The sequence below is a fragment of the Enterococcus sp. FDAARGOS_375 genome (assembly GCF_002393265.1).
Lineage (GTDB): Bacteria > Bacillota > Bacilli > Lactobacillales > Enterococcaceae > Enterococcus_D > Enterococcus_D innesii.
The window spans coordinates 1,474,785-1,494,481 of the sequence record NZ_CP023515.1 but is presented as its reverse complement, the minus strand read 5'-3'; the positions used below and the strand labels follow the sequence as shown (position 1 = coordinate 1,494,481).

General features: G+C 45.7%; 22 protein-coding genes and 1 other annotated feature. Of the genes, 5 read left to right on the top strand and 17 right to left on the bottom strand.

Going from position 1 to position 19,697, the window contains the following annotated elements:
- Positions 1–234 precede the first annotated feature (234 nt).
- Together yfmH and yfmF are read right to left on the bottom strand one after the other, a co-directional pair.
- Positions 235–1,533 carry an EF-P 5-aminopentanol modification-associated protein YfmH gene (gene yfmH, locus CO692_RS08230; protein ID WP_074934338.1) on the bottom strand — a complete coding sequence of 433 codons (1,299 nt, stop codon included), beginning with the start codon at positions 1,531–1,533 and terminating at the stop codon, positions 235–237.
- Complete coding sequence (yfmF, locus tag CO692_RS08225) at positions 1,526–2,794, bottom strand: EF-P 5-aminopentanol modification-associated protein YfmF (RefSeq protein WP_096742008.1); 1,269 nt, start codon at positions 2,792–2,794, stop codon at positions 1,526–1,528. Before yfmF ends, yfmH begins: the two co-directional genes overlap by 8 nt.
- 161 nt (positions 2,795–2,955) lie before the next feature.
- Here yfmF and mscL point away from each other — a divergent pair, with 161 nt between their 5' ends.
- On the top strand, positions 2,956–3,402 hold the full coding sequence (gene mscL / locus CO692_RS08220) for a large conductance mechanosensitive channel protein MscL (protein WP_005226421.1): 447 nt from the start codon (positions 2,956–2,958) through the stop codon (positions 3,400–3,402).
- Positions 3,403–3,497: 95 nt separating this feature from the next.
- Here the strand turns inward: mscL and CO692_RS08215 are convergent, their stop codons facing one another.
- The 13 genes from CO692_RS08215 to CO692_RS08160 all read right to left on the bottom strand — a co-directional run bounded on the left by CO692_RS08215 (position 3,498) and on the right by CO692_RS08160 (position 13,804).
- Positions 3,498–3,950, bottom strand: a complete 453-nt coding sequence (locus tag CO692_RS08215) for a GNAT family N-acetyltransferase (protein ID WP_010748489.1) — start codon at positions 3,948–3,950, stop codon at positions 3,498–3,500.
- A 61-nt stretch (positions 3,951–4,011) separates the two neighbouring features.
- Positions 4,012–4,257 (bottom strand): Veg family protein, encoded by a 246-nt coding sequence (locus CO692_RS08210; RefSeq protein ID WP_005226417.1) that lies wholly within the window; start codon positions 4,255–4,257, stop codon positions 4,012–4,014.
- Positions 4,258–4,344: 87 nt separating this feature from the next.
- Positions 4,345–4,908, bottom strand: coding sequence for a sigma-70 family RNA polymerase sigma factor (locus CO692_RS08205; RefSeq protein ID WP_096742007.1), 564 nt, complete (start codon positions 4,906–4,908; stop codon positions 4,345–4,347).
- Between the two features lie 95 nt (positions 4,909–5,003).
- The gene (locus CO692_RS08200; RefSeq protein WP_096742006.1) at positions 5,004–5,522 is read right to left on the bottom strand and encodes an NYN domain-containing protein; all 519 of its coding nucleotides are present in this window, start codon (positions 5,520–5,522) and stop codon (positions 5,004–5,006) included.
- Positions 5,519–6,358 (bottom strand): 23S rRNA (guanosine(2251)-2'-O)-methyltransferase RlmB, encoded by an 840-nt coding sequence (gene rlmB / locus CO692_RS08195; RefSeq protein WP_010748485.1) that lies wholly within the window; start codon positions 6,356–6,358, stop codon positions 5,519–5,521. Before rlmB ends, CO692_RS08200 begins: the two co-directional genes overlap by 4 nt.
- A complete protein-coding gene (locus tag CO692_RS08190) occupies positions 6,324–6,746 on the bottom strand; it encodes a Mini-ribonuclease 3 (protein WP_005226405.1) in 423 nt (140 codons plus the stop codon). The genes rlmB and CO692_RS08190 overlap by 35 nt, the downstream gene beginning before the upstream one ends.
- On the bottom strand, positions 6,743–8,155 hold the full coding sequence (cysS, locus tag CO692_RS08185; protein ID WP_015508686.1) for a cysteine--tRNA ligase: 1,413 nt from the start codon (positions 8,153–8,155) through the stop codon (positions 6,743–6,745). Before cysS ends, CO692_RS08190 begins: the two co-directional genes overlap by 4 nt.
- A complete protein-coding gene (gene epsC / locus CO692_RS08180; protein WP_026008130.1) occupies positions 8,148–8,684 on the bottom strand; it encodes a serine O-acetyltransferase EpsC in 537 nt (178 codons plus the stop codon). The genes cysS and epsC overlap by 8 nt, the downstream gene beginning before the upstream one ends.
- Before the next feature lie 65 nt (positions 8,685–8,749).
- Positions 8,750–8,948, bottom strand: a binding site (T-box leader).
- On the bottom strand, positions 8,945–10,402 hold the full coding sequence (gltX, locus tag CO692_RS08175; protein WP_016608945.1) for a glutamate--tRNA ligase: 1,458 nt from the start codon (positions 10,400–10,402) through the stop codon (positions 8,945–8,947). Its footprint overlaps the feature before it by 4 nt.
- Positions 10,403–10,571: 169 nt before the next feature.
- Positions 10,572–11,711, bottom strand: coding sequence for a PIN/TRAM domain-containing protein (locus CO692_RS08170; protein WP_005226396.1), 1,140 nt, complete (start codon positions 11,709–11,711; stop codon positions 10,572–10,574).
- A 35-nt stretch (positions 11,712–11,746) separates the two neighbouring features.
- Positions 11,747–11,878 carry a hypothetical protein gene (locus CO692_RS18040; RefSeq protein WP_254907659.1) on the bottom strand — a complete coding sequence of 44 codons (132 nt, stop codon included), beginning with the start codon at positions 11,876–11,878 and terminating at the stop codon, positions 11,747–11,749.
- A 1-nt stretch (position 11,879) separates the two neighbouring features.
- Positions 11,880–13,250: a DNA repair protein RadA gene (gene radA, locus CO692_RS08165; protein WP_096742005.1), complete on the bottom strand. Its 1,371-nt coding sequence runs from the start codon at positions 13,248–13,250 to the stop codon at positions 11,880–11,882.
- Positions 13,251–13,294: 44 nt separating this feature from the next.
- Positions 13,295–13,804: a hypothetical protein gene (locus tag CO692_RS08160; RefSeq protein WP_010748479.1), complete on the bottom strand. Its 510-nt coding sequence runs from the start codon at positions 13,802–13,804 to the stop codon at positions 13,295–13,297.
- Positions 13,805–13,993: 189 nt separating this feature from the next.
- Between CO692_RS08160 and proB the strand changes: the two genes are divergently transcribed.
- Together proB and CO692_RS08150 are read left to right on the top strand one after the other, a co-directional pair.
- Positions 13,994–14,809: a glutamate 5-kinase gene (proB, locus tag CO692_RS08155; RefSeq protein WP_008376761.1), complete on the top strand. Its 816-nt coding sequence runs from the start codon at positions 13,994–13,996 to the stop codon at positions 14,807–14,809.
- Positions 14,806–16,050 carry a glutamate-5-semialdehyde dehydrogenase gene (locus CO692_RS08150; protein ID WP_096742004.1) on the top strand — a complete coding sequence of 415 codons (1,245 nt, stop codon included), beginning with the start codon at positions 14,806–14,808 and terminating at the stop codon, positions 16,048–16,050. Before proB ends, CO692_RS08150 begins: the two co-directional genes overlap by 4 nt.
- 104 nt (positions 16,051–16,154) lie before the next feature.
- Here CO692_RS08150 and CO692_RS08145 read toward each other — a convergent pair whose 3' ends face one another.
- A complete protein-coding gene (locus CO692_RS08145) occupies positions 16,155–16,556 on the bottom strand; it encodes a DUF4809 family protein (RefSeq protein WP_096742003.1) in 402 nt (133 codons plus the stop codon).
- Positions 16,557–16,706: 150 nt separating this feature from the next.
- Between CO692_RS08145 and CO692_RS08140 the strand changes: the two genes are divergently transcribed.
- A complete protein-coding gene (locus CO692_RS08140; RefSeq protein ID WP_010748476.1) occupies positions 16,707–16,910 on the top strand; it encodes a hypothetical protein in 204 nt (67 codons plus the stop codon).
- A gap of 55 nt (positions 16,911–16,965) precedes the next feature.
- Here the strand turns inward: CO692_RS08140 and CO692_RS08135 are convergent, their stop codons facing one another.
- Positions 16,966–17,784: a ZIP family metal transporter gene (locus CO692_RS08135; RefSeq protein WP_077453236.1), complete on the bottom strand. Its 819-nt coding sequence runs from the start codon at positions 17,782–17,784 to the stop codon at positions 16,966–16,968.
- 207 nt (positions 17,785–17,991) lie between these two features.
- Here CO692_RS08135 and CO692_RS08130 point away from each other — a divergent pair, with 207 nt between their 5' ends.
- Positions 17,992–19,614 (top strand): ABC-F family ATP-binding cassette domain-containing protein, encoded by a 1,623-nt coding sequence (locus tag CO692_RS08130; RefSeq protein WP_081117596.1) that lies wholly within the window; start codon positions 17,992–17,994, stop codon positions 19,612–19,614.
- The last annotated feature ends 83 nt before the right edge of the window (positions 19,615–19,697 follow it).

Below are 19,697 nucleotides of genomic sequence, written 5' to 3'. Positions count from 1 at the left end.
AATTAAAGAATACCATAAAAGAAAAAGTCTGAGGATAGCCTAACCACAACTCGCAAACAAATTTTAATACTTTTCGCCAAATTGGCATCAAATTGCAAGAAAAAACCACCCTTTGACGCAAAAAGAAAACACTGAATGACTCAGGAGTTGGCCAGCCCTTGTTCTGTTGGGCGTTCCTCCTTGAATCAGTCAGTGTCGCTTAGATGACAGCTGTTTGACAAAACCAGCCTTCGCTTAGGCTTTTTCCGTTGGATACATGTAAAAACGACTAAACGCTTTAGGATCGATAAAGGAACGAGCCGCTTGCTGGACATCTTCCAAAGTGATCGATTGGATCACCTCTGGCAGATCAAAGAGCGTCGTTTCACCAAATAAACTTTGGGTAAACTGGTTTGCGATAAACTCCAGTGAGTTCAGTGATTGGAAATATTTCCCTAGCATTTTCTTCTTCAATAACGTCAAGTTTTCTTCATTGATCTCTGGATCTTGCTGGAAATTCATTACGATCGCTTCGATCTCTGCCAACATTTTTTCTGGCTCTTCAGAATCCCCCGAGAAGTCGGCAAAGTAAAAGCCGCGATCCAAGTTCACTTCAAACCCAAATGTGTCGTCGATAATGCCTTGATCATACAAACGCAAATAATTGGCGGAAGTATTGCCTAAAACCAATTGGCAGAAAAGATTCAACGCATTTTTGAAGCGCAAGAGCTCTCTTCCTGATTTCGGCAGTTTGTTCAAGTCCCCTTTGATCCCTAATACGCCTTTGGCACGTGTTACTGGCATGGTAAGACTTGATTCTGCTTGAATATCGGCAAAGGTTTCTTCAGGAAACTGGCGAATGATCGCCTGCGTTTCTGGAAAGGTCTTGGCCGCTTGATTGGTCCGAATCCACGCCATCGTTTCTTCAGGATCGATATTGCCTACCACAAAAAGCGTCATGTTGCTTGGGTGATAGAAGGTATTGTAGCAAAGATACAAGTCTTCTGCGGTGATCTGCGCAATGCTTTCCACCGTACCAGCGATATCGATATGCAAGGGGTGCTTCGGATACAGATTTTTGATGATGCCGAAAAACTGCTGCCAGTTTGGATCGTCATCATACATTTGGATTTCTTGACCAATGATCCCTTTTTCTTTTTCGACGGTTTCTTCTGTGAAATACGGGGCTTGAACGAAATCGATCAACGTTTCAAGGTTCAGCTTGATTTGATCGGTTGCCGAAAAAAGGTAGCTAGTTTTCGTGAAACTGGTAAAGGCATTGGCAGACGCCCCCTGCTGACCAAAGGTTTGAAAGACATCGCCGTCTTCTTTTTCAAACAGTTTGTGCTCTAGAAAATGGGCAATGCCATCAGGGACTTGATGCAATGCTTCGGGTGAAAACCCGAAATGATTGTCGACAGAGCCATAGTTCGTACTGAAAAGTCCGTAAGTTTTATGGAAATCGGCTTTTGGCAGCAAATAAACTTTCAAGCCGTTTGGCAATACTTCTTCATAAAGGGTCTCATTGATTTGCTGATAGACTTTTTTATTCATCGGTCGTCTCCTTATCCAGGAAGAATACAGCTTGCAAGGACACGTTTTGAGCCAATGCTTGGACATCTGCCACGGTCACTTGTGCCAATTTCTGCATAAATTCATCTTCCGTCATTTTCGTATTCGGTACCCACTGATTCAGATAGGCTGTTTCGATCAGTGCTTGTGGGTTATCCAATGAAAGCAAGTACTGGTTTTTCAACATCGCTTTTGTTTGTGCCAGTTCTTCCGCGGTGACTTCGCCTCGCTGCAAGCTTTGCAGCTGCTGTTCGATCAATTTGAAAACCTTGTCGCGGTTTTTGCCATCGATCCCTGTTTGGACCGACAAATACCCACGAAACGTATCGATACTGCTGGAAGCATAATAAGCCAAACTTTCTTTCTCTCGGACATTCATAAACAGTTTTGAATGAGGGAATCCGCCAAACAACCCGTTGAAGACCATAAAGGCGATCCGCTCGGCTTGGTCATAATACACGCCAGTATGATAGCCTAAGTTCAATTTGGCTTGGATGATTGGTTCCCGCAAGATTTTCTCGCGAATGATATTTTCCGCCGCTTGCTGATAAAAAACCGGCATTGCTTGGTCTGGCCGATCGGTAAAGGCCATGTTTTGGAAGAGCGCTGCAACTTCTGCTTCAACCACATCGCCGATCACGAAAATATCGATTTGATCATTGTCCATCATTGAGCGATAGGTTTGGTAAAGCTCTTTTGCGGTCACAGCTTCTAAGTCTTGGGGACGGCCAAAGCTCGGATACTTCTGATTCTGATCGTTTTCGAAATACAACTCTTGCAGCCCTAAAGAAGCCAATGCTTGCTTATCTTCTGCCACGCTGTTCATATAGGCGATCAAGTTGTGCTTTTCGATGGTGAAGTTCTTTTCTTCAAACTGCTCCTCGTGGGCATTCGGATGGAACAAAACTTCTGCTAAAAAAGCGGCTGCTTGCGGCAATACTGCTTCATCTGACACGTACTTCCCGTTGACAAAGGACATCGCTGCATTGATTTGATGCAGATTGCCCCGTTTGTTGACATTCATACCAAAGCTGGCACCGTAAAGCTCTGCCAGCTGACTGCTAAATGCGGTCTGTGTCGGATAAGCCAAACTAGTCGTTTCTAATAAACTGGTCAATAAGGTCCGTTTGGCGGTCATTTCAGCCTGCAATGGTGCAGTAAACCGAACGAAAAAACGGATCGTTTTATACTTTTTGGTCGGTAGCACCGTTAACCGAACACCTTTTTTTAATTCAATAGACATGTGACACCCCTTCTAGAAGCAAAATTATCTCTTCAATTATAGCATAGCTGACAAACTTTCTCCTCGGCTCACTGATCAAACCTGTTGCAGCGAGCGTTTTTTTTTATAAATCCCGCGTTTTTCGCTATACTGTCAGTAAGATTTAGAAGGGAGGATACAGGATGATTAAAGAATTTAAAGAATTTATTTTACGAGGAAACGTCATTGACTTGGCGATCGGGGTCGTGATCGGGAGTGCCTTCACCGCAATCGTCACTAGTTTAGTTGAAGGATTGCTGACACCATTGGTTTCATGGATCTTATCACTCTTTGGTAACGCAGATGCCTTTTCTGGCTTGGTCTTTGAACCAGCCAAAAATGTGGTCTTTGATTTCGGCCGCGTAATTACTGCCATTATTACGTTCTTGATTACCGCATTTGTCTTGTTCTTGATTGTCAAAGCAGTCAACAAACTACGCAATCTGAAACAACAACCTGAGGAAGAAGAAGTACCAGAAGTCACTGCAGAGGATTATTTAGAAGAGATTCGTGACCTTCTAAAAGCGCAAACGCCTCCTGCCAACACTGTGGATCCACGTCCAACATCATTGGATGATACGATCCGATAAAAAAACGGCTCTTAGTCAATAAGGTCGAAAGAAGCGATTCGGATTCATCCGATCCATCAATCATAGCGCTAAAAGAAGCAAGCACGCGAACCTCGCTAGAGAGTCGCTGTGCTTGCTTCTTTTTTCATCCCGACATGCAGGATCCCGTCTTCATAAAAAGGCGGTGTAATGGTTTTAAAGCCATACTGGCCGTAGAATTTTTCTAAGTGGGCTTGTGCTTCGATCTCAATAGGCAAAGCTGGATAACACTGCTCAATACGATGCAAAACTTCTTTGATCAGACGATGGCCTTCTTTTTGCCCCCGGTATGCTGGTGCCACAATGACCCGACCAAAATGCACCGTTTGTTCCTGCTGGAAAATACGGGCGTACGAAACGATCTGCCCTTCCTCATCAAGGGCCCATAAATGTTTGGCTTGTGCATCGATCGCATCGATCTCTTGATACGCACACGCTTGTTCCACCACAAAAACCGCTGTACGCAAACGGGCAAGCTGATAAAACTCCACCCCAGTCATTTCCCCTAACTCTTTTAGAAAAAACGCCATCCCATCACTCCTTATCTTATTGAACCAAAAAAGAGTCAACAAAGTGTCAACTCTTCTTGTTTCAAACAGCTTCTGATAAAAATTCAATCTCAACAGTTCTAGTTAAAATATCTGAATAACTATAAGAAACCCGCTCGAATGAATTCTCATTTGGATCCAAATCTACAACAAAAACTGAAGGATAAGTTTCTGTCAAAACGCCGCGACGTTCAGTTTGACGCTTACGTCCAGTCTGAGCAACTAGCATAATCTCACTACCGATACGGCCTTCTAAATCTTTCTTGATCGTAGCTAAAGTTGTTGGCATCGCATTCACCTCGAGCATCATCATACCACGAAAAGCAGAAAATTTCAAGTTTACCATAAAATAATTCTACTTTCAATAAGATTTTTGTTAAACACCCTTGATAAGCGTTATCAACTTTGTCCGACCGCGACTGAAAGCGCTTTTTATTTTTTCATAAGGCAGCTTTTCTTGAGCGGCAATCTGATCAAGTTCTAATCCTTTTAAATAATTCATTATAACCATTCGTTCTAAAGACGACAAACTTTTCGGATACTCTGCCAACGATTCATTAACGAACAAGTAGGTCTCTGCAGTTTCCGCACAGCGATTATGATCGGTCAAAAACCGATTGCCTTCTTGTAAAAGCTTTTCTTCCAGCGAGCAGGCATCGACTTGGGCTTTGCGTTTTTGGGCATGCTGCGCCCGCAACAGGCTGCAGATACGGTTCTCAAAGGAACGCTTAAACAAGATACCGATGGTCGTTCCTTTGTCCTTATCGTAAGTCTTTAGACACTTATTAAAAACGATCCTGCCTTCTTGCAGCCAATCGTCTAAGTCATAATCCCGCAGATAATATTTTTTATGCAAAATCTCAACGATCGGTCGATATTTTCTGAACAACTCTTCAAATCTATCTGAACGGTGCGATACTTGTCTTTCCTTTGTGCGCATCGAGATCACTCCTTTTGTTTTTGGTTCATTTGCTACAAAAGGAGCGTATCATAAATGGCTGGGACATCTTCTAATTTACCAGACCAACTTTGTCCCTAACTAAGGTCTTGCAATTTCTTTTTAAGTTCGGCTAATTGTTCAGGTGACCAAGGGGAATTGCGTCGGAAATTTTCAAACCGCAAGTCGGCTTGATGCTCGTGGATGTCTTTTTCCGTTTTTTCCACGCTTTTGTACAATTCCCGTGCCGAAGTTCGCAAAGCACCTTGAGAGAAGATCACCCACTGTTCGGCTAAATCGCTGGTAGCGACGGTGACTTGGGTCAATCGATTGTTTAATTCACCAGCGATTCGTTCGATGTAGCTGTCGGCGGTCTCTCCTTCTTCGGTAAAAATAACTTCCAGCTGATATTTGGTGAAACTTTGGGTCACACCAGGCACCAGTTGAGCATCAAAAACAACGATGATTTTCAACCCTTCATATTTTGCATAATTCGACAGCCGATTCAGTAAGGCTTCTCGGGCATCTTCTAAACGGTCCTGATTTTTCAAAAGAACCAGCTCCGGCCAAGCGCCAATCATATTGTAGCCATCCACGATCAGCAAAGGGGTTTTCATTGGGACGCCCCATTTCGGCTAGTAAAGGCCTGATACATCAACAAGCCTGCCGCCACACTGGCATTCAAGCTCTGCACGTGCCCGGTCATTGGGATCGTCAGCATTTGATCCACTTCTTTTTTCAAACCTTCTCCCATGCCGCGACCTTCGTTGCCGATGATCAAACCGACCGCCCCTTGGGCATTCCATGTGCGGTAATCACTGCCACTCATATCAGTACCGAAGATCCAAAAACCAGCTTTTTTCAGCTGCTGGACTGCTTGGGTCAAGTTGGTCACGCGGGCCACAGGGATATGTTCCACTGCGCCGGTCGACGTTTTCACCACGATCGGCGTGATCCCCACCGCACGGTGTTTTGGAATGATGATCCCGTCTACGCCGCTGGCATCAGCGGTTCGCATGATGGAGCCGAAATTATGGGGATCTTCTAGATTATCTAAAATCAGATACAGCGGCTGTTCTTTCGTTTGGGCCAACAATTCATCCAAGGTCAAATACTGATAAGGGGTGATCGCCAAGATCATGCCTTGATGGACCCCTTGGTCACTCATCGTATCCAGCTTTTGTTTTGGCACCCATTTGACCGGAACTGCCTGTTCCCGCGCCATTTCTTTCAGACGATCGATTTTTTCTCCCCGTGCTTCTTCGGAAAGAAACAGCTTGTTGCCTCGCCCTTCTTTCAAGGCTTCAGCAACCGCATGATAGCCAAAGACAAAATTATCTTCGATGGCTTCTCCAGCGGCTTCTTTGCGGCGATCCGGTCTATTTTCTTGTCTGGCTTCTGATCGGCCAGCTGTTTTTTTATTTGGACGCTTTCTTTGCGGTTTTTCTCGCATCTTCTTCTCCTACTTTCTTTATACACCAGTCTATTAGCTCGTCTAAGCGTTCTTGTTGCTGCGTGAGGTGCAAATACCCGATCAGCGATTCAAAGCCAGTAGCGATACGATACGTCGTGACATCGGCATTTTTGGCACCCGTATGGCTTTTACTATTACGGCCGCGGCGGTAAAAATCATGTTCTTCTTCGGTCAGGATCTCTTCATCCAACATCTTTTGGATCAATGCCGCTTGGGCTTTGGCAGACACATAGTGGGTCGCCATATGGTGCAGTTGGTTCGGTCGGGTTTGGCCTTGGGCGACTAAATAATCGCGAATATAGACTTCATAGACCGCATCTCCCACATAGGCCAATGCCAAACCATTCAATTGTTTATAATCTCTCATGCTTCTCGTCTCCATCGGGTTCCTTGCGGGGTATCTTCTAAGATGATCCCTTGTTCTTTCAACTCATCACGGATTTGGTCGCTGCGGGCAAAATCTTTGGCTTTGCGGGCGGCGATCCGTTCATTGATCAGCTGTTCGATTTCTTCATCCAGCAATTCTTCGGATACAAAATAAATCCCGAAAATCGTCAGCCATTCGCTGAATTTGGCTAATCCAGCCGCTAATAAAGCCAAGTCTGTTTCTGGGTCTTCGCTAGCTAAGTTCAGCCACTTCGCCAATTCATAGACCACAGTGATCCCGTTAGCCGCGTTGAAATCGTCGTCCATTTCTTTGACGAAACGTTCTTCAAATTCTTCCAGAACCGCTGCATTGACTTCCTCATCGCTGGCTTGATAATGGCTGCTATTCAAGCGGAATTTGGCATTTTCATAAGTCGTCCGCAATTTTTGCAGGTTGGTTTGTGCTTCATGCAAGGTAGTCTCACTGTATTTGATTGGTCGGCGGTACTGGGTCGTTGCCAAAAAGAAACGCAGCACCTGCGGATCAACTTTTTTGACCATCTCATGCACTGTGACGAAGTTGCCCAGTGACTTACTCATTTTTTCTTCGTCTTCACCGATCGTCACATAGCCGTTATGCATCCAATAGTTGGCGAAGGTCTTGCCCGTTTTCGCCTCGCTTTGGGCGATCTCATTTTCATGATGCGGGAAGGTCAAGTCTTGTCCGCCTCCATGAATATCGATGGTCTCGCCTAGGTGTTTGGTCGCCATCACCGAGCATTCGATATGCCAGCCAGGACGACCGGCTCCCCAAGGAGATTCCCAAGCGATCTCATCGCCTTTTGCCGCTTTCCACAAAGCAAAATCCAACGGATCTTCCTTGATTTTTTGTTCTTCACCGGTCCGCTGGCTTGCGCCGACTTCCAGCTCATCGATGGATTGGTCGCTTAATTGCCCATAGTGAGCAAATTTACGGGTACGGTAATAAACATCGCCATTGACTGGATAGGCATAGCCTTTTTCTACAAGAGCAGCAATAAAGGCAATGATGTCTTCGATATGATCCATCACACGAGGATTCATCGTAGCAGGTTTGACATTCAGCGCTGCGGTATCTTCATTGAAGGCGTTGATAAAACGCTCTGCCACTTCTGGGGCCGTCGTGCCTAATTCTTTTGCCGCACGAATGATTTTATCATCGACATCGGTAAAATTCATCAAATAGTCCACTGTATAGCCGCGGTATTCAAAATAACGACGTACGGTATCAAACGACACAGTACTACGGCCATTCCCGATATGGATGTAGTTATAGACGGTGGGTCCGCAAACATACATTTTTACTTTTTTTTCTTCTAAGGGCTGAAACACTTCTTTTTCCCGTGTCAGCGTATTATAGATTTTAATCATCGTGGGTAACCTTCTTTCCTTTGATTCGAACGATCTTTGCTGGGATGCCGACAGCAGTTGCTTCTGCGGGGATATCCTTCAAAACCACTGCATTGGCGCCGATCTTTGCACGCTCACCGATCGTGACAGGGCCTAAGATCTGCGCATGGGCTGAGAGAAATGCACCAGTTTTGACCGTGGGATGACGCTTGCCCCGCTCTTTACCGGTTCCCCCTAGGGTGACCCCGTGAAACAAGACGACATCATCTTCAATGATCGCCGTTTCCCCGATCACGACGCCCATCCCATGATCGATAAAGACCCCTTGGCCGATCTGCGCACCAGGATGAATCTCGATCCCAGTCAAGAAACGCCAAAACTGGGCCGTCAGTTTTGCCAAAAAATACCAGCGATGCTGAAACAAAAAATGCGACCAACGATGCCAAAACAAGGCATGAAATCCTGGGTATGTAATGATGATCTCCAACGTTGATCGTACCGATGGATCATGTTTTTTTGTTGCCGCAATTGCTTTTTTGAACCAAGTCATCTTCTCACCTACTTTATCCAAACTTCTTGATACGAAAAAAGCGTCTTTCAAATAAGTTTCCTTATTCAAAAGACGCTTTTTTGCGTGGTCCCACTTTTGTTCGCAGTTCGGCACTGCCTTCAAGCGGGTAACGTCCGCTGCTTCGTCTTTGACTTGCGCCAAAGCCACTCCTAGGTGCATTTCCTAGCCTTTTTTGACCACTCTCACCTTCCGTGGTCTCTCTGAAAAAAATCGGCTAGTACTTCGTCTATTCGCTGTGTTTATAACACGTTATTCAAATGATCAAGGGCTTTTTCTTTCCCTAATAATTCAACGGTATCTGGTAGTTCTGGTCCGTGGGTTTGGCCTGAGACCGCCACGCGGATCGGCATGAATAAATTCTTGCCTTTGATGCCTGTTTCTTTTTGGATCTCTTTGATGGCTGCTTTGACTGCCGCAGCCTCAACGACTGGCATCGCCTGTAATTTTTCTTTAAAGGCTGTTAAAACCGTCGGTACAGTTTCTCCTGCTAAGACTTCTTTGGCTGCATCATCTAATTCAGGGTGTTCTTCGAAGAACAATTCCGAAAGGTCGACGATTTGTGCCGCAAAACTCATTTGCGGTTGATACAAGGAAACGATTTTTTTCAACCAGGCAGCTTTTTCTTCGGTCAATGTTTCTTCGATGCGACCGGCTTTTACCAAGTAAGGGACGCACATTGCCGTCAATTCATCCAGATCCATTTGTTTCATGTATTGGTTATTGACCCATTCCAACTTTTTGGCATCGAAGGCAGCTGGTGATTTGCTCAACCGTTCAGGATCAAAGATTTTGATCAATTCTTCTTGAGAGAAGATTTCTTCTTCCCCTACTGGTGACCAGCCTAAAAGTGCAATGAAGTTGAACATAGCGTCTGGTAGATAACCCAACTCACGGTATTGCTCGATGAATTGCAGAATCGATTCGTCCCGTTTGCTTAATTTTTTCCCGGTTTCGCTATTGATGATCAACGTCATATGCCCGAATTCTGGTGCTTGCCAGCCAAATGCTTCATAGATCATCAACTGTTTTGGTGTGTTGGCGATGTGGTCATCTCCACGCAGCACATGGGTGATTTTCATATGATGGTCATCGACTGCTACTGCAAAGTTGTAAGTCGGCATACCGTCACGTTTTTGGATGACAAAATCGCCACCGACATTATCTGATTCAAAAACGATCTCGCCTTTGACCATGTCGTGGAATTTGTATTCAGTATTGCGAGAGACACGGAAACGAATCACTGGTTTCAAGCCTTGTGCTTCTTTTTCGGCTTGCTCTTCTGGTGTTAAGTTGGCACATTTCCCTGCATAATGGGGCATTTCGCCACGAGCTCTTTGGCCTTCACGTTCGGCTTCCAATTCTTCTTCCGTACAATAACACTTATACGCACGATTGCTTGCAAGCAATTGATCGATCAGTGGTTGGTAGATATCGCCGCGTTCTGATTGACGATACGGACCGTATTCTCCTGGATTTTCAGGTGATTCGTCCCAATCCATTCCTAACCATTGCAAGTTTTCAAGCTGGCTTTTTTCACCATCTTCAATGTTTCTTTTTTGATCGGTGTCTTCGATTCGGATAATAAATTCACCGTCATTATGACGAGCAAACAAATAATTGAATAAAGCCGTCCGAGCATTCCCGATGTGTAAATGTCCTGTTGGACTTGGCGCGTAACGTACACGTACTTTTGTCATTGTTTTCCTCTTCCTTCATCTGATTTCCAAGCCAGCCAAGCTGCTTGGGGCTTATTGTTCAGTTTAGTGGGAAAGACCCGCGTAAAAAACAGAACCCTCAAGTTGAATTGTACAATCAATAACCCAATTAGTAAAGGCAGCTGGCATATTTTACGCCAGCTGCCTAGGATTATTTCTCTGATTTCGATCCTTCTTTGTTGTCGATGCCGCGACCAGAATGGGCTGGTTTGGCAAAAATCATCCGCCCAGCTGCCGTTTGCAAGGCGCTGGTGACGATCACTTCGATGTGTTCATTCATGTAATGCTGGCCATCTTCCACCACGACCATCGTCCCGTCATCTAGATAAGCGACCCCTTGCTGGCGCTCCGTGCCAGCTTTCACCACTAAGACGTGCATGCTTTCTCCTGGAATCACCACTGGTTTGACCGCATTGGCCAACGCATTGATATTCAAGACAGGCACATTTTGAAATTCAGAAACTTTGTTTAGATTGTAATCATTGGTCACGACGACACCATCCAGCATCTTCGCTAACTTGATCAGCTTGCTATCAACTTCGGAAATGTCTTCAAAATCGCCTTCATACATCTCCACTGCGATTCCTTCTTCTTTTTGCAAAGCATTCAAAATATCCAAGCCGCGGCGGCCCCGAACCCGTTTCAAACTATCGCCAGAATCTGCGATGTATTGCAATTCGTACAAGACAAAATTCGGGATCAGCAAGACGCCTTCTAAAAAGCCCGTTTTAGCAATGTCATAGATCCGACCATCAATGATCACGCTGGTATCCAAAATTTTGTATTTGTGGAAATGGTCCGCGATCTTTCTTTCCAGCATCTGCTGTTCATCTTGCTCTTGGGGCTCTGCCTTTTTGTTTTTCGGGGCAAAGACTTTTTTCCATTCATCGATCCGTGTCGTCCCGATCTGAAAACCGAGATACCCTAACAGGACCATCACTAAGATTGGGGCGATCCCGTTGATAAAAGGAATATCCCAATTGTAAAAAGGAATCGACACGATCACACCGATCATCAGACCGATGATCGAACCAATTGCGCCAAACAAGAGATACGTTAAGCTCAATTCACTTAGTTTTTCTTCAATTTTGCGAATACCGGCTGCAATATATTTCGCTAATAGTAAAGATAATAAAAAGAAAATAAGGGCTCCAAGCAAACTATTAGTGATGTTATTATTCAGCCATTCATTTTGGGTTTGCCCAATGGCTTGCCATGCGATAGGCATCAGTGAGATCCCCAGACTTGCTCCGGCAAGTACCATTAGTGCGGTAATGACTCGTTTCTGCATACATGTTCCTCCATACTCCAGTAAGTTTCTTTTGTTCAAAAATCCGTGCTGCCAGACAGGCTCCTTCCGCCAGTCAGCGGCTGTCGGTCGGTTGGTTCAACCAAATGAACCAGCAGCGTCAGGGCAAGAGGAGAGGCGATTGCCCCTTGCTCTTGCATTGACTCCACTTTAACGGAAGACTTTCCGCAAGGTTTCGGCTAAGGTAGACACGCCTTCGACTTCGATGCCTTTGGGCGGCTGCCAGCCAGTCAGATTATTTTTCGGCAAATAAACTTTCGTAAAACCTAGTTTTTGCACCTCTTTGACCCGTTGCTCGATCGCGTTGACTCGGCGAATCTCACCCGTCAAGCCAATTTCACCGATAAAACACTCCGTCGGGCTGGTGCCTTTTTCTTTGTAGCTAGACGCGATACTAACAGCGATCGCTAGATCGATCGCGGGTTCATTTAATTTGACCCCGCCGGCTGCTTTTAAGTAGGCATCTTGATTTTGCAGCAGCAAGCCTGCCCGTTTTTCTAAAACCGCCATGATCAGCGAGACGCGGTTGAAGTCTAGCCCCGTCGTCGTGCGTTTGGCATTGCCGAACATCGTTGGCGTGACCAGTGCTTGGATTTCCACCAAGATTGGCCGACTGCCTTCCATTGCCACTACGATCGCCGATCCAGTTGCGCCTTCTAAGCGTTCTTCCAAAAAGACTTGTGACGGATTGGCGACTTCTTTCAACCCGCCTTCTTCCATTTCAAAAATCCCGATCTCATTGGTGGACCCAAAGCGGTTTTTGACGGCCCGCAAAATTCGAAAACTGTGGTGCTTTTCGCCTTCGAAATACAAGACGGTATCCACCATATGCTCCAGCATCCGCGGTCCTGCGATCGAGCCTTCCTTCGTCACGTGGCCAACGATAAAGATGGCGATGCCATTGGTTTTGGCGATTTTCAGCAATTCTGCGGTCGTTTCTCGCACTTGGCTGACACTGCCTGCCACGCTGGTGATATCCGGTTGGGTCATGGTTTGGATCGAATCGATGATCACATAATCTGGGCGGATGTTTTCGATCGCTTTACTGATCTCTGACATGTCCGTTTCCCCATAGAGATAAAATTCTGTGTCGATGGCGCCTAAGCGCTGCGCCCGCATTTTGATTTGTTCGGCACTTTCTTCTCCTGACACATACAAGACCGTCCCGCCGATCGCTGCTAATTGCTGGGAAACTTGCAAGAGCAGCGTCGATTTTCCGATCCCTGGATCCCCACCGATCAAAATCAAGGAGCCTGGGACCACGCCGCCGCCTAAGACGCGATTCAACTCAGCAAGTTTCGTTTGGACCCGCGGTTCTTTTTTCGGTACGACATCGGCGATTTTCGTCGGCTGCATCTTTTGCCCCGTCAATGTCGTACGTACTCGACGATCGGCGGTTTCTTGAATCACTTCTTCCACCATTGAATTCCAGCTGCCGCAATTGGGGCATTTCCCTAAATATTTAAGGGAACTATACCCACAATTTTGACAGACAAATTGACTTTTTGCTTTTTTTGCCATTGATCTCCTCCACTACTTCTATCAAACAGACCCCCAGGCAGGATTTACTGATTCGAGGAGCCAAAGCCGCCGGTTCGGCTGGCAGTGGTTGTATCTTGATCAGCTTTTAAGAACGGCAAGAAAATTCCTTGGCCGATCCGTTCGCCTTTTTTAATGACGACATCTGTGGGGCCGAAATTGGTAAACTGAAACATGATATGCCCTTCATTATCTGGATTGTCATAGTAATCGCTGTCGATGACGCCGACACCATTCGTCAAGACTAAGAAACGTTTCAAAGGATTGCTGGAACGATTTGTCAGCTGCAAATACTCGTCTTCCCCCATATAGGCTTTGATCCCCGTGGGAATCAAGGTTGGCTTCAACTGTTTTGCGGTCTCTTTCGCAAAAAGCGCTTTGACCCCGTCGATCACGCCCGCTTTCCAAATGCTTGGCACCACGATTTCTTCCGCTGCTTCAAAGTCGTAACCAGCCGCATGATGGGTGGCACGTTGAGGCAAGGTGATGCTTTTTTCTTTATATGCTGTAATAATTTCAAATCCTCGTAATTTCATGGGTTCCTCCAATAATAAAACATATAGCTATTTTAGCATAGGAAGAACTATTTTCTTCATGGAAAACACAATTATCGAAAAGTCTTTACAATTTCTTCGTTTAAAAATAGACCAAAAAGAAAAAAGGACATGACGAAACGCCCGTTTGCGAGTACAATAGAAAAAATATCAAAAAATAGGCGGTGGCATATGCGCGCAGATCTTTCAAACAAAAACCGAATCGTTGTAAAAATCGGCACCAGCTCGTTGATTTATCCCAATGGTGCCATCAATCTAGCTGGCATCGATGAATTAGCCTTTGTCTTAGCAGCTTTGCAAAACCAAGGCAAAGAAATCATCTTAGTTTCTTCTGGTGCGATCGGTGTTGGCATGAACAAGTTGAATTTGAAAGAACGACCCGTGGAGATCCCGCAGCAGCAAGCCGTGGCCGCCGTTGGCCAATCGGAACTGATGACGATCTACAACCAGCGTTTTCAAAGCTATAGCCAGCAGACTGCACAGATCCTGCTGACCAGAGACATCATCGAATTTCCCCAAAGCCGTCAAAACGTTAGCAACACCTTAGAGCAATTACTTACGATGGGGATCATCCCGATCATTAATGAAAACGACACGGTAGCAGTGGATGAATTGGATCATCTCACCAAATTCGGCGACAATGACCAGCTGTCAGCGATCGTCGCTCAGTTGACGAAAGCCGAGCTTTTGATCATGCTTTCTGATATCGACGGCTTTTATTCCGCCAATCCGCTGAATGATCCTGATGCCGTTTTGTATTCCGAGATCAATGAAATCACCCCAGAACTTTTAGAACAAGCTACGGGAAAAGGCAGTCCTTATGGAACCGGCGGTATGACCAGTAAACTAAAAGCCGCCCAACGTATCTTAGACTTGAACAGTCACATGCTGCTGGCTAACGGCAAGCAGCCGAAAATTATTTTTGACTTGCTCGCAGGGGAACCTGTCGGCACCCACTTTTATCAACGAACGGAGGATGAGCAATGAGCAACTTGCAAACGATCGGTCAACAAGCTCAAGCAAGCGCCCAGACATTAAGCTTACTGAGTGCCAGCGAAAAAAACCACCTACTGGCAGCGATGGCCAATGCTTTAGAAAAAGCTACCGAGACGATTTTAGCTGCTAATCAACAAGATCTAGCCGCCGCAAAAGCCAAAGGAACCAGCCAGACAATGCTGGATCGACTGTTGCTGACAGAACAACGGATCACCGAGATGGCTAACGGCATCCGAGAAGTCGCCCAATTGCCCGACCCAATCGGTGCCGTGGATAAAATGTGGCGCAATGCTGACGATCTTTTGATTGGTCAACAACGAGTGCCTTTAGGGGTCATCGGCATCATCTACGAAGCCCGCCCTAATGTCACCACTGACGCAGCTAGTCTGTGTTTCAAATCAGGAAATGCCGTGATTTTGCGTGGTGGAAAGGAAGCCTTCCACTCCAATCAAGTCCTCGTGACTATTTTACAAGAGGCTTTAGCTGCCAATGGACACTCCCGCCATGCGATCCAGTTTATCGAAGACACGAGCCACGAAACAGCGGCTGAGCTGATGCGGCTGACAGATTACTTGGATGTTTTGATCCCTCGGGGAGGCGCCGGCTTGATTCGTCGTGTCAAAGAGACCGCCACGGTGCCAGTGATCGAAACCGGCACCGGCAACAATCATATCTACATCGACCAAGCAGCCCAGCTGCCGATGGCACTGGCGATCGTCACGAATGCAAAGACGCAACGCCCTTCTGTCTGCAATGCCATCGAAACGATCCTCGTCCATGAAGCAGTGGCAGCGGAGTTTTTGCCTATGGTAGAAAAGCAGTTTGCCGATCAAGTCGAATTGCGAGGGGATCAAAAAGCATTGGCGTTTTTGAACAATGCACAGCTTGCCACTGAAGAGGACTGGGCAACCGAGTTTTTAGACTATATCTTAGCGATCAAAGTGGTGGCTTCGCTAGAAGAAGCCATTGCTCACATCAATCGCTACAATACGAAGCACTCCGAAGCGATCATCACCGATGATTATTTCGCTTCCCAACGCTTCTTGAAAGAAGTTGATGCGGCGGCGGTTTACGTCAATGCCTCGACCCGTTTCACGGATGGCTTTATGTTTGGCTTTGGTGCCGAGATCGGCATCTCGACGCAAAAACTCCATGCCCGTGGGCCAATGGGGTTAGAAGCACTGACTTCTACCAAATACATTATTTATGGCGAAGGCCAGATCCGTAAGTAACGATACGAAAAAAACAGCCACTTGCTGTCATGACTCCCAATAGTTAGACTAAAAAGCTAACTTTAAAAGGTCGGTACATGCGCAAGCGGCTTTTTTTCGTCCTCTTATGCTTGTGCAGCCCGCAGAACGAAGGAAATCGGTTCGATGCCAAACAATTCTGTCAGCACTTGATTGGTTGTGGCAAAGACGTCAGCTTCGCAACTCTTTTTCGGACAAGAAATCGTCTTTCCTTTGCTGGAAAACGTATCCTGACGGCTGCCCTCTACGAAAATTACTTCTTGCGTTCCTTTTTGATAGATCAATCCTTCGTCTTCTTCTAATAATAAGCGCGTCTGCCACTGATTGATCTGGGCAATTGGCATCACCAATGCAGCAGCATCCAAGTTTTCTAACGAAAAACTACGACCATCCGGCAGCTGCAGCGTGAAGTTATTGAGTTCATAAGGCAAACAGGCATTGCACCCTCCTTCTGTGATGACTTGGCTCGTGAGAATTTCTGCATTCATTCTTTTTGACTCCTTTCATGATTCATTCATGTTTAGTTTATCACAAACCTATGGCCCACGGCGGAGCAATTATTCCGTCTTAAGTTGGATGTGTTTCTTTTTCTTTCTTGTTATGCTAGGGATAAGAAAAAAAGTCTAGGAGGAGTCACAATGAATACAGAAAGTTTATTAGGAAGAATCGTTACTGTCGTGGCAGTTTTAATCGCAGCATCCCTTGTTTTATCCGTTGTATTAGGCATTATTGGTGGGTTGATCGGATTGGTCTTCCGTTTCGGGATTCCTTTGCTGCTAGCCGTTTTGATCGTTCGCTGGTTAACATCGATTCGCCAAAAGCCAAGAAAATATTATCGTTAATTACAAGTAAATCAAAAACACCTGACTTTTGGAAAGTCAGGTGTTTTTTTATCGATCAGCCTAATGCTACATCTAAAACCATCATTAAGATAAAGCCTAGCATGACGCCAAAGACCGCAAAATGGCGGCGACTCGTCAAGGTTTGCTGCGCTTCTGGAATCAATTCTTCCACCACTACATAGATCATAGCACCCGCTGCAAAAGCCAACGCATACGGCAAGACAGCGGACATACTCGTTACCAACAAAGCCCCGATCACACCGGCGATCGGTTCTACGATTCCGGACGCTTGCCCATACATAAAGGCTTTGGTTCGGCTTAACCCTTCTTGACGCAAGGGGATCGAAACGGCTGCGCCTTCTGGAAAATTCTGAATCCCGATCCCGATCGCTACCGAAAGCGCCGCTAAGATCGCTGCTCGCGGATCATCGGCACTAGCCGCCGCCCCAAACGCTACTCCTACCGCCAAGCCTTCTGGGATATTATGCAGCGTGATGGAAAAAACCAGCAAGATCGTTCGCTTCAAATGACTGGGCAAACCTTCTGTTTCATGATTTGGACCAAAATGCATATGCGGGAGCGTCTTATCTGCTGCATATAGAAACAAACCGCCCAAACCAAACCCGATGCTGACCACGAGCCACGGAATGTCGCCATTTTCTTCGGCTCGTGTGATCGCAGGATCTAATAACGACCAGAAACTAGCAGCGATCATCACGCCAGAGGCAAACCCCAGCATCGTATTCAGGACATTTTTATTGATTTCTTTGAAGAAAAAGACTAGCGCTGCCCCAAACGCCGTCATACCATACGTAAAGATCGTCCCCGCCAGCGCTTGCTGCCATGGCGACAATCCAACCAACCAATCCACCATTCGTCTGCTCCTTGTCTAACTATTCTACCAATACTCTAGCATAGGAAGCCGTCAGGTTCTACTAGGAAGGCAACAGCAACCATAATTTTTCTTTCACCAGGCCTATGCCTTTCCTGACGAAATCCTCGGCTTTACTTGAAAGTTTCAACATTCATCGCTATAATGCTAGGAGACTCCATGTCAATTTATATAAAGTGAGGAAAAGAATTGATTACAGTAAGTGATGTAAGTTTGCATTTTTCAGACCGCAAACTGTTTGATGATGTTAATATTAAGTTTACGCCTGGTAATTGTTATGGTTTGATTGGTGCAAATGGTGCTGGTAAATCAACTTTTTTAAAAATTTTATCTGGTGAGATCCAACCTTCGACCGGGAATGTTTCTTTAGGTCCTGATGAACGGATGGCTGTCTTGAAACAGAACCACTATGATTACGAAGAGTTTCCCGTGATCGAAACGGTTATCATGGGCCATAAACGTCTCTACGAAGTGATGAAAGAAAAAGACGCGATCTACATGAAGGAAGACTTTTCTGATGAAGATGGGATTCGTGCCGCCGAACTAGAAGGCGAATTTGCGGAACTTGATGGTTGGGAAGCAGAGCCAGAAGCAGCCGTTCTTTTGCAAGGCTTGAACATTCCCGATGAATTGCATCATGTCTTGATGAAAGATCTAACTGCTGGTCAACGGGTAAAAGTCTTACTGGCACAAGCCCTTTTCGGTAAGCCAGACGTCTTGCTCCTAGATGAGCCTACCAACGGATTGGATATCCAATCTATCAACTGGTTAGAAGAGTTTCTGATCAACTTTGACAACACTGTCATCGTTGTTTCCCATGACCGCCACTTCTTAAATAAAGTTTGTACCCATATGGCCGATCTAGACTTCGGCAAAATCAAATTGTTTGTCGGCAACTATGATTTCTGGTTGGAATCAAGCCAATTAGCAGCGAAATTACAATCCCAATCAAATGCCAAAAAAGAAGAGCAGATCAAAGAACTGCAAGACTTTATCGCACGCTTTAGTGCCAATGCATCAAAATCCAAACAAGCAACGTCTCGGAAAAAAATGTTGGATAAAATCACCCTTGATGATATTCAACCTTCGTCCCGCCGCTATCCGTTTGTCGGATTTAAACCAGAACGTGAAATCGGGAATGACTTGCTGCAAGTCGACAATGTCAGTGTGACGATCGACGGCAAAAAGATTTTAGACAATATCTCTTTCACCTTGAATAAAGACGACAAAGTCGCTTTTGTTGCCAATAGCGATATCACCACCACGACGCTATTCAAAGTCATCATGGGGGAAATCACTCCTGATACAGGTAGTGTTCGTTGGGGCGTCACCACGCAGCATGCCTACTTGCCAAAAGATACGACCAGCGAATTCGATACGGATACCCCGATCGTTGATTGGCTGCGTCAATACGCAAGCAAAGAAGAAGACGACAATACCTTCTTGCGCAGCTTCCTCGGTCGCATGTTATTCTCTGGTGATGAAGTATTAAAACCCGTCAACGTCCTTTCCGGGGGCGAAAAAGTTCGCTGTATGTTGTCGAAAATGATGCTTTCAAAAGCCAACGTATTGGTGTTGGATGATCCAACCAATCACTTGGACTTAGAATCGATCACCGCATTAAACGATGGTTTGATGGCCTTCACCGGCTCATTGTTGTTTGCTTCTCATGACCACCAATTTATTCAAACCCTTGCGAACCGTATCATTGCGGTCTCTAGCAAAGGCGTGGTGGATCGTGCCGAAACGACCTACGATGAATTCTTAGAAAACAAAGATGTCCAAAAACGCGTAGCAGAATTGAATCAATAAGCTGCTTTTAAAAAAAGAACGCTCCAGTTGCCCGCCACCAAGGCTGCAACTGGAGCGTTCTTTTTATTTTGTCTAATACTTCG

Bases quoted from the DNA above. Each gene is read 5' to 3' on its own strand.
- yfmH (WP_074934338.1), bottom strand. From the start codon at position 1,533: ATGAATAAAAAAGTCTATCAGCAAATCAATGAGACCCTTTATGAAGAA.
- yfmF (WP_096742008.1), bottom strand. From the start codon at position 2,794: ATGTCTATTGAATTAAAAAAAGGTGTTCGGTTAACGGTGCTACCGACC.
- mscL (WP_005226421.1), top strand. From the start codon at position 2,956: ATGATTAAAGAATTTAAAGAATTTATTTTACGAGGAAACGTCATTGAC.
- CO692_RS08215 (WP_010748489.1), bottom strand. From the start codon at position 3,950: ATGGCGTTTTTTCTAAAAGAGTTAGGGGAAATGACTGGGGTGGAGTTT.
- CO692_RS08210 (WP_005226417.1), bottom strand. From the start codon at position 4,257: ATGCCAACAACTTTAGCTACGATCAAGAAAGATTTAGAAGGCCGTATC.
- CO692_RS08205 (WP_096742007.1), bottom strand. From the start codon at position 4,908: ATGCGCACAAAGGAAAGACAAGTATCGCACCGTTCAGATAGATTTGAA.
- CO692_RS08200 (WP_096742006.1), bottom strand. From the start codon at position 5,522: ATGAAAACCCCTTTGCTGATCGTGGATGGCTACAATATGATTGGCGCT.
- rlmB (WP_010748485.1), bottom strand. From the start codon at position 6,358: ATGCGAGAAAAACCGCAAAGAAAGCGTCCAAATAAAAAAACAGCTGGC.
- CO692_RS08190 (WP_005226405.1), bottom strand. From the start codon at position 6,746: ATGAGAGATTATAAACAATTGAATGGTTTGGCATTGGCCTATGTGGGA.
- cysS (WP_015508686.1), bottom strand. From the start codon at position 8,155: ATGATTAAAATCTATAATACGCTGACACGGGAAAAAGAAGTGTTTCAG.
- epsC (WP_026008130.1), bottom strand. From the start codon at position 8,684: ATGACTTGGTTCAAAAAAGCAATTGCGGCAACAAAAAAACATGATCCA.
- gltX (WP_016608945.1), bottom strand. From the start codon at position 10,402: ATGACAAAAGTACGTGTACGTTACGCGCCAAGTCCAACAGGACATTTA.
- CO692_RS08170 (WP_005226396.1), bottom strand. From the start codon at position 11,711: ATGCAGAAACGAGTCATTACCGCACTAATGGTACTTGCCGGAGCAAGT.
- radA (WP_096742005.1), bottom strand. From the start codon at position 13,250: ATGGCAAAAAAAGCAAAAAGTCAATTTGTCTGTCAAAATTGTGGGTAT.
- CO692_RS08160 (WP_010748479.1), bottom strand. From the start codon at position 13,804: ATGAAATTACGAGGATTTGAAATTATTACAGCATATAAAGAAAAAAGC.
- proB (WP_008376761.1), top strand. From the start codon at position 13,994: ATGCGCGCAGATCTTTCAAACAAAAACCGAATCGTTGTAAAAATCGGC.
- CO692_RS08150 (WP_096742004.1), top strand. From the start codon at position 14,806: ATGAGCAACTTGCAAACGATCGGTCAACAAGCTCAAGCAAGCGCCCAG.
- CO692_RS08145 (WP_096742003.1), bottom strand. From the start codon at position 16,556: ATGAATGCAGAAATTCTCACGAGCCAAGTCATCACAGAAGGAGGGTGC.
- CO692_RS08140 (WP_010748476.1), top strand. From the start codon at position 16,707: ATGAATACAGAAAGTTTATTAGGAAGAATCGTTACTGTCGTGGCAGTT.
- CO692_RS08135 (WP_077453236.1), bottom strand. From the start codon at position 17,784: ATGGTGGATTGGTTGGTTGGATTGTCGCCATGGCAGCAAGCGCTGGCG.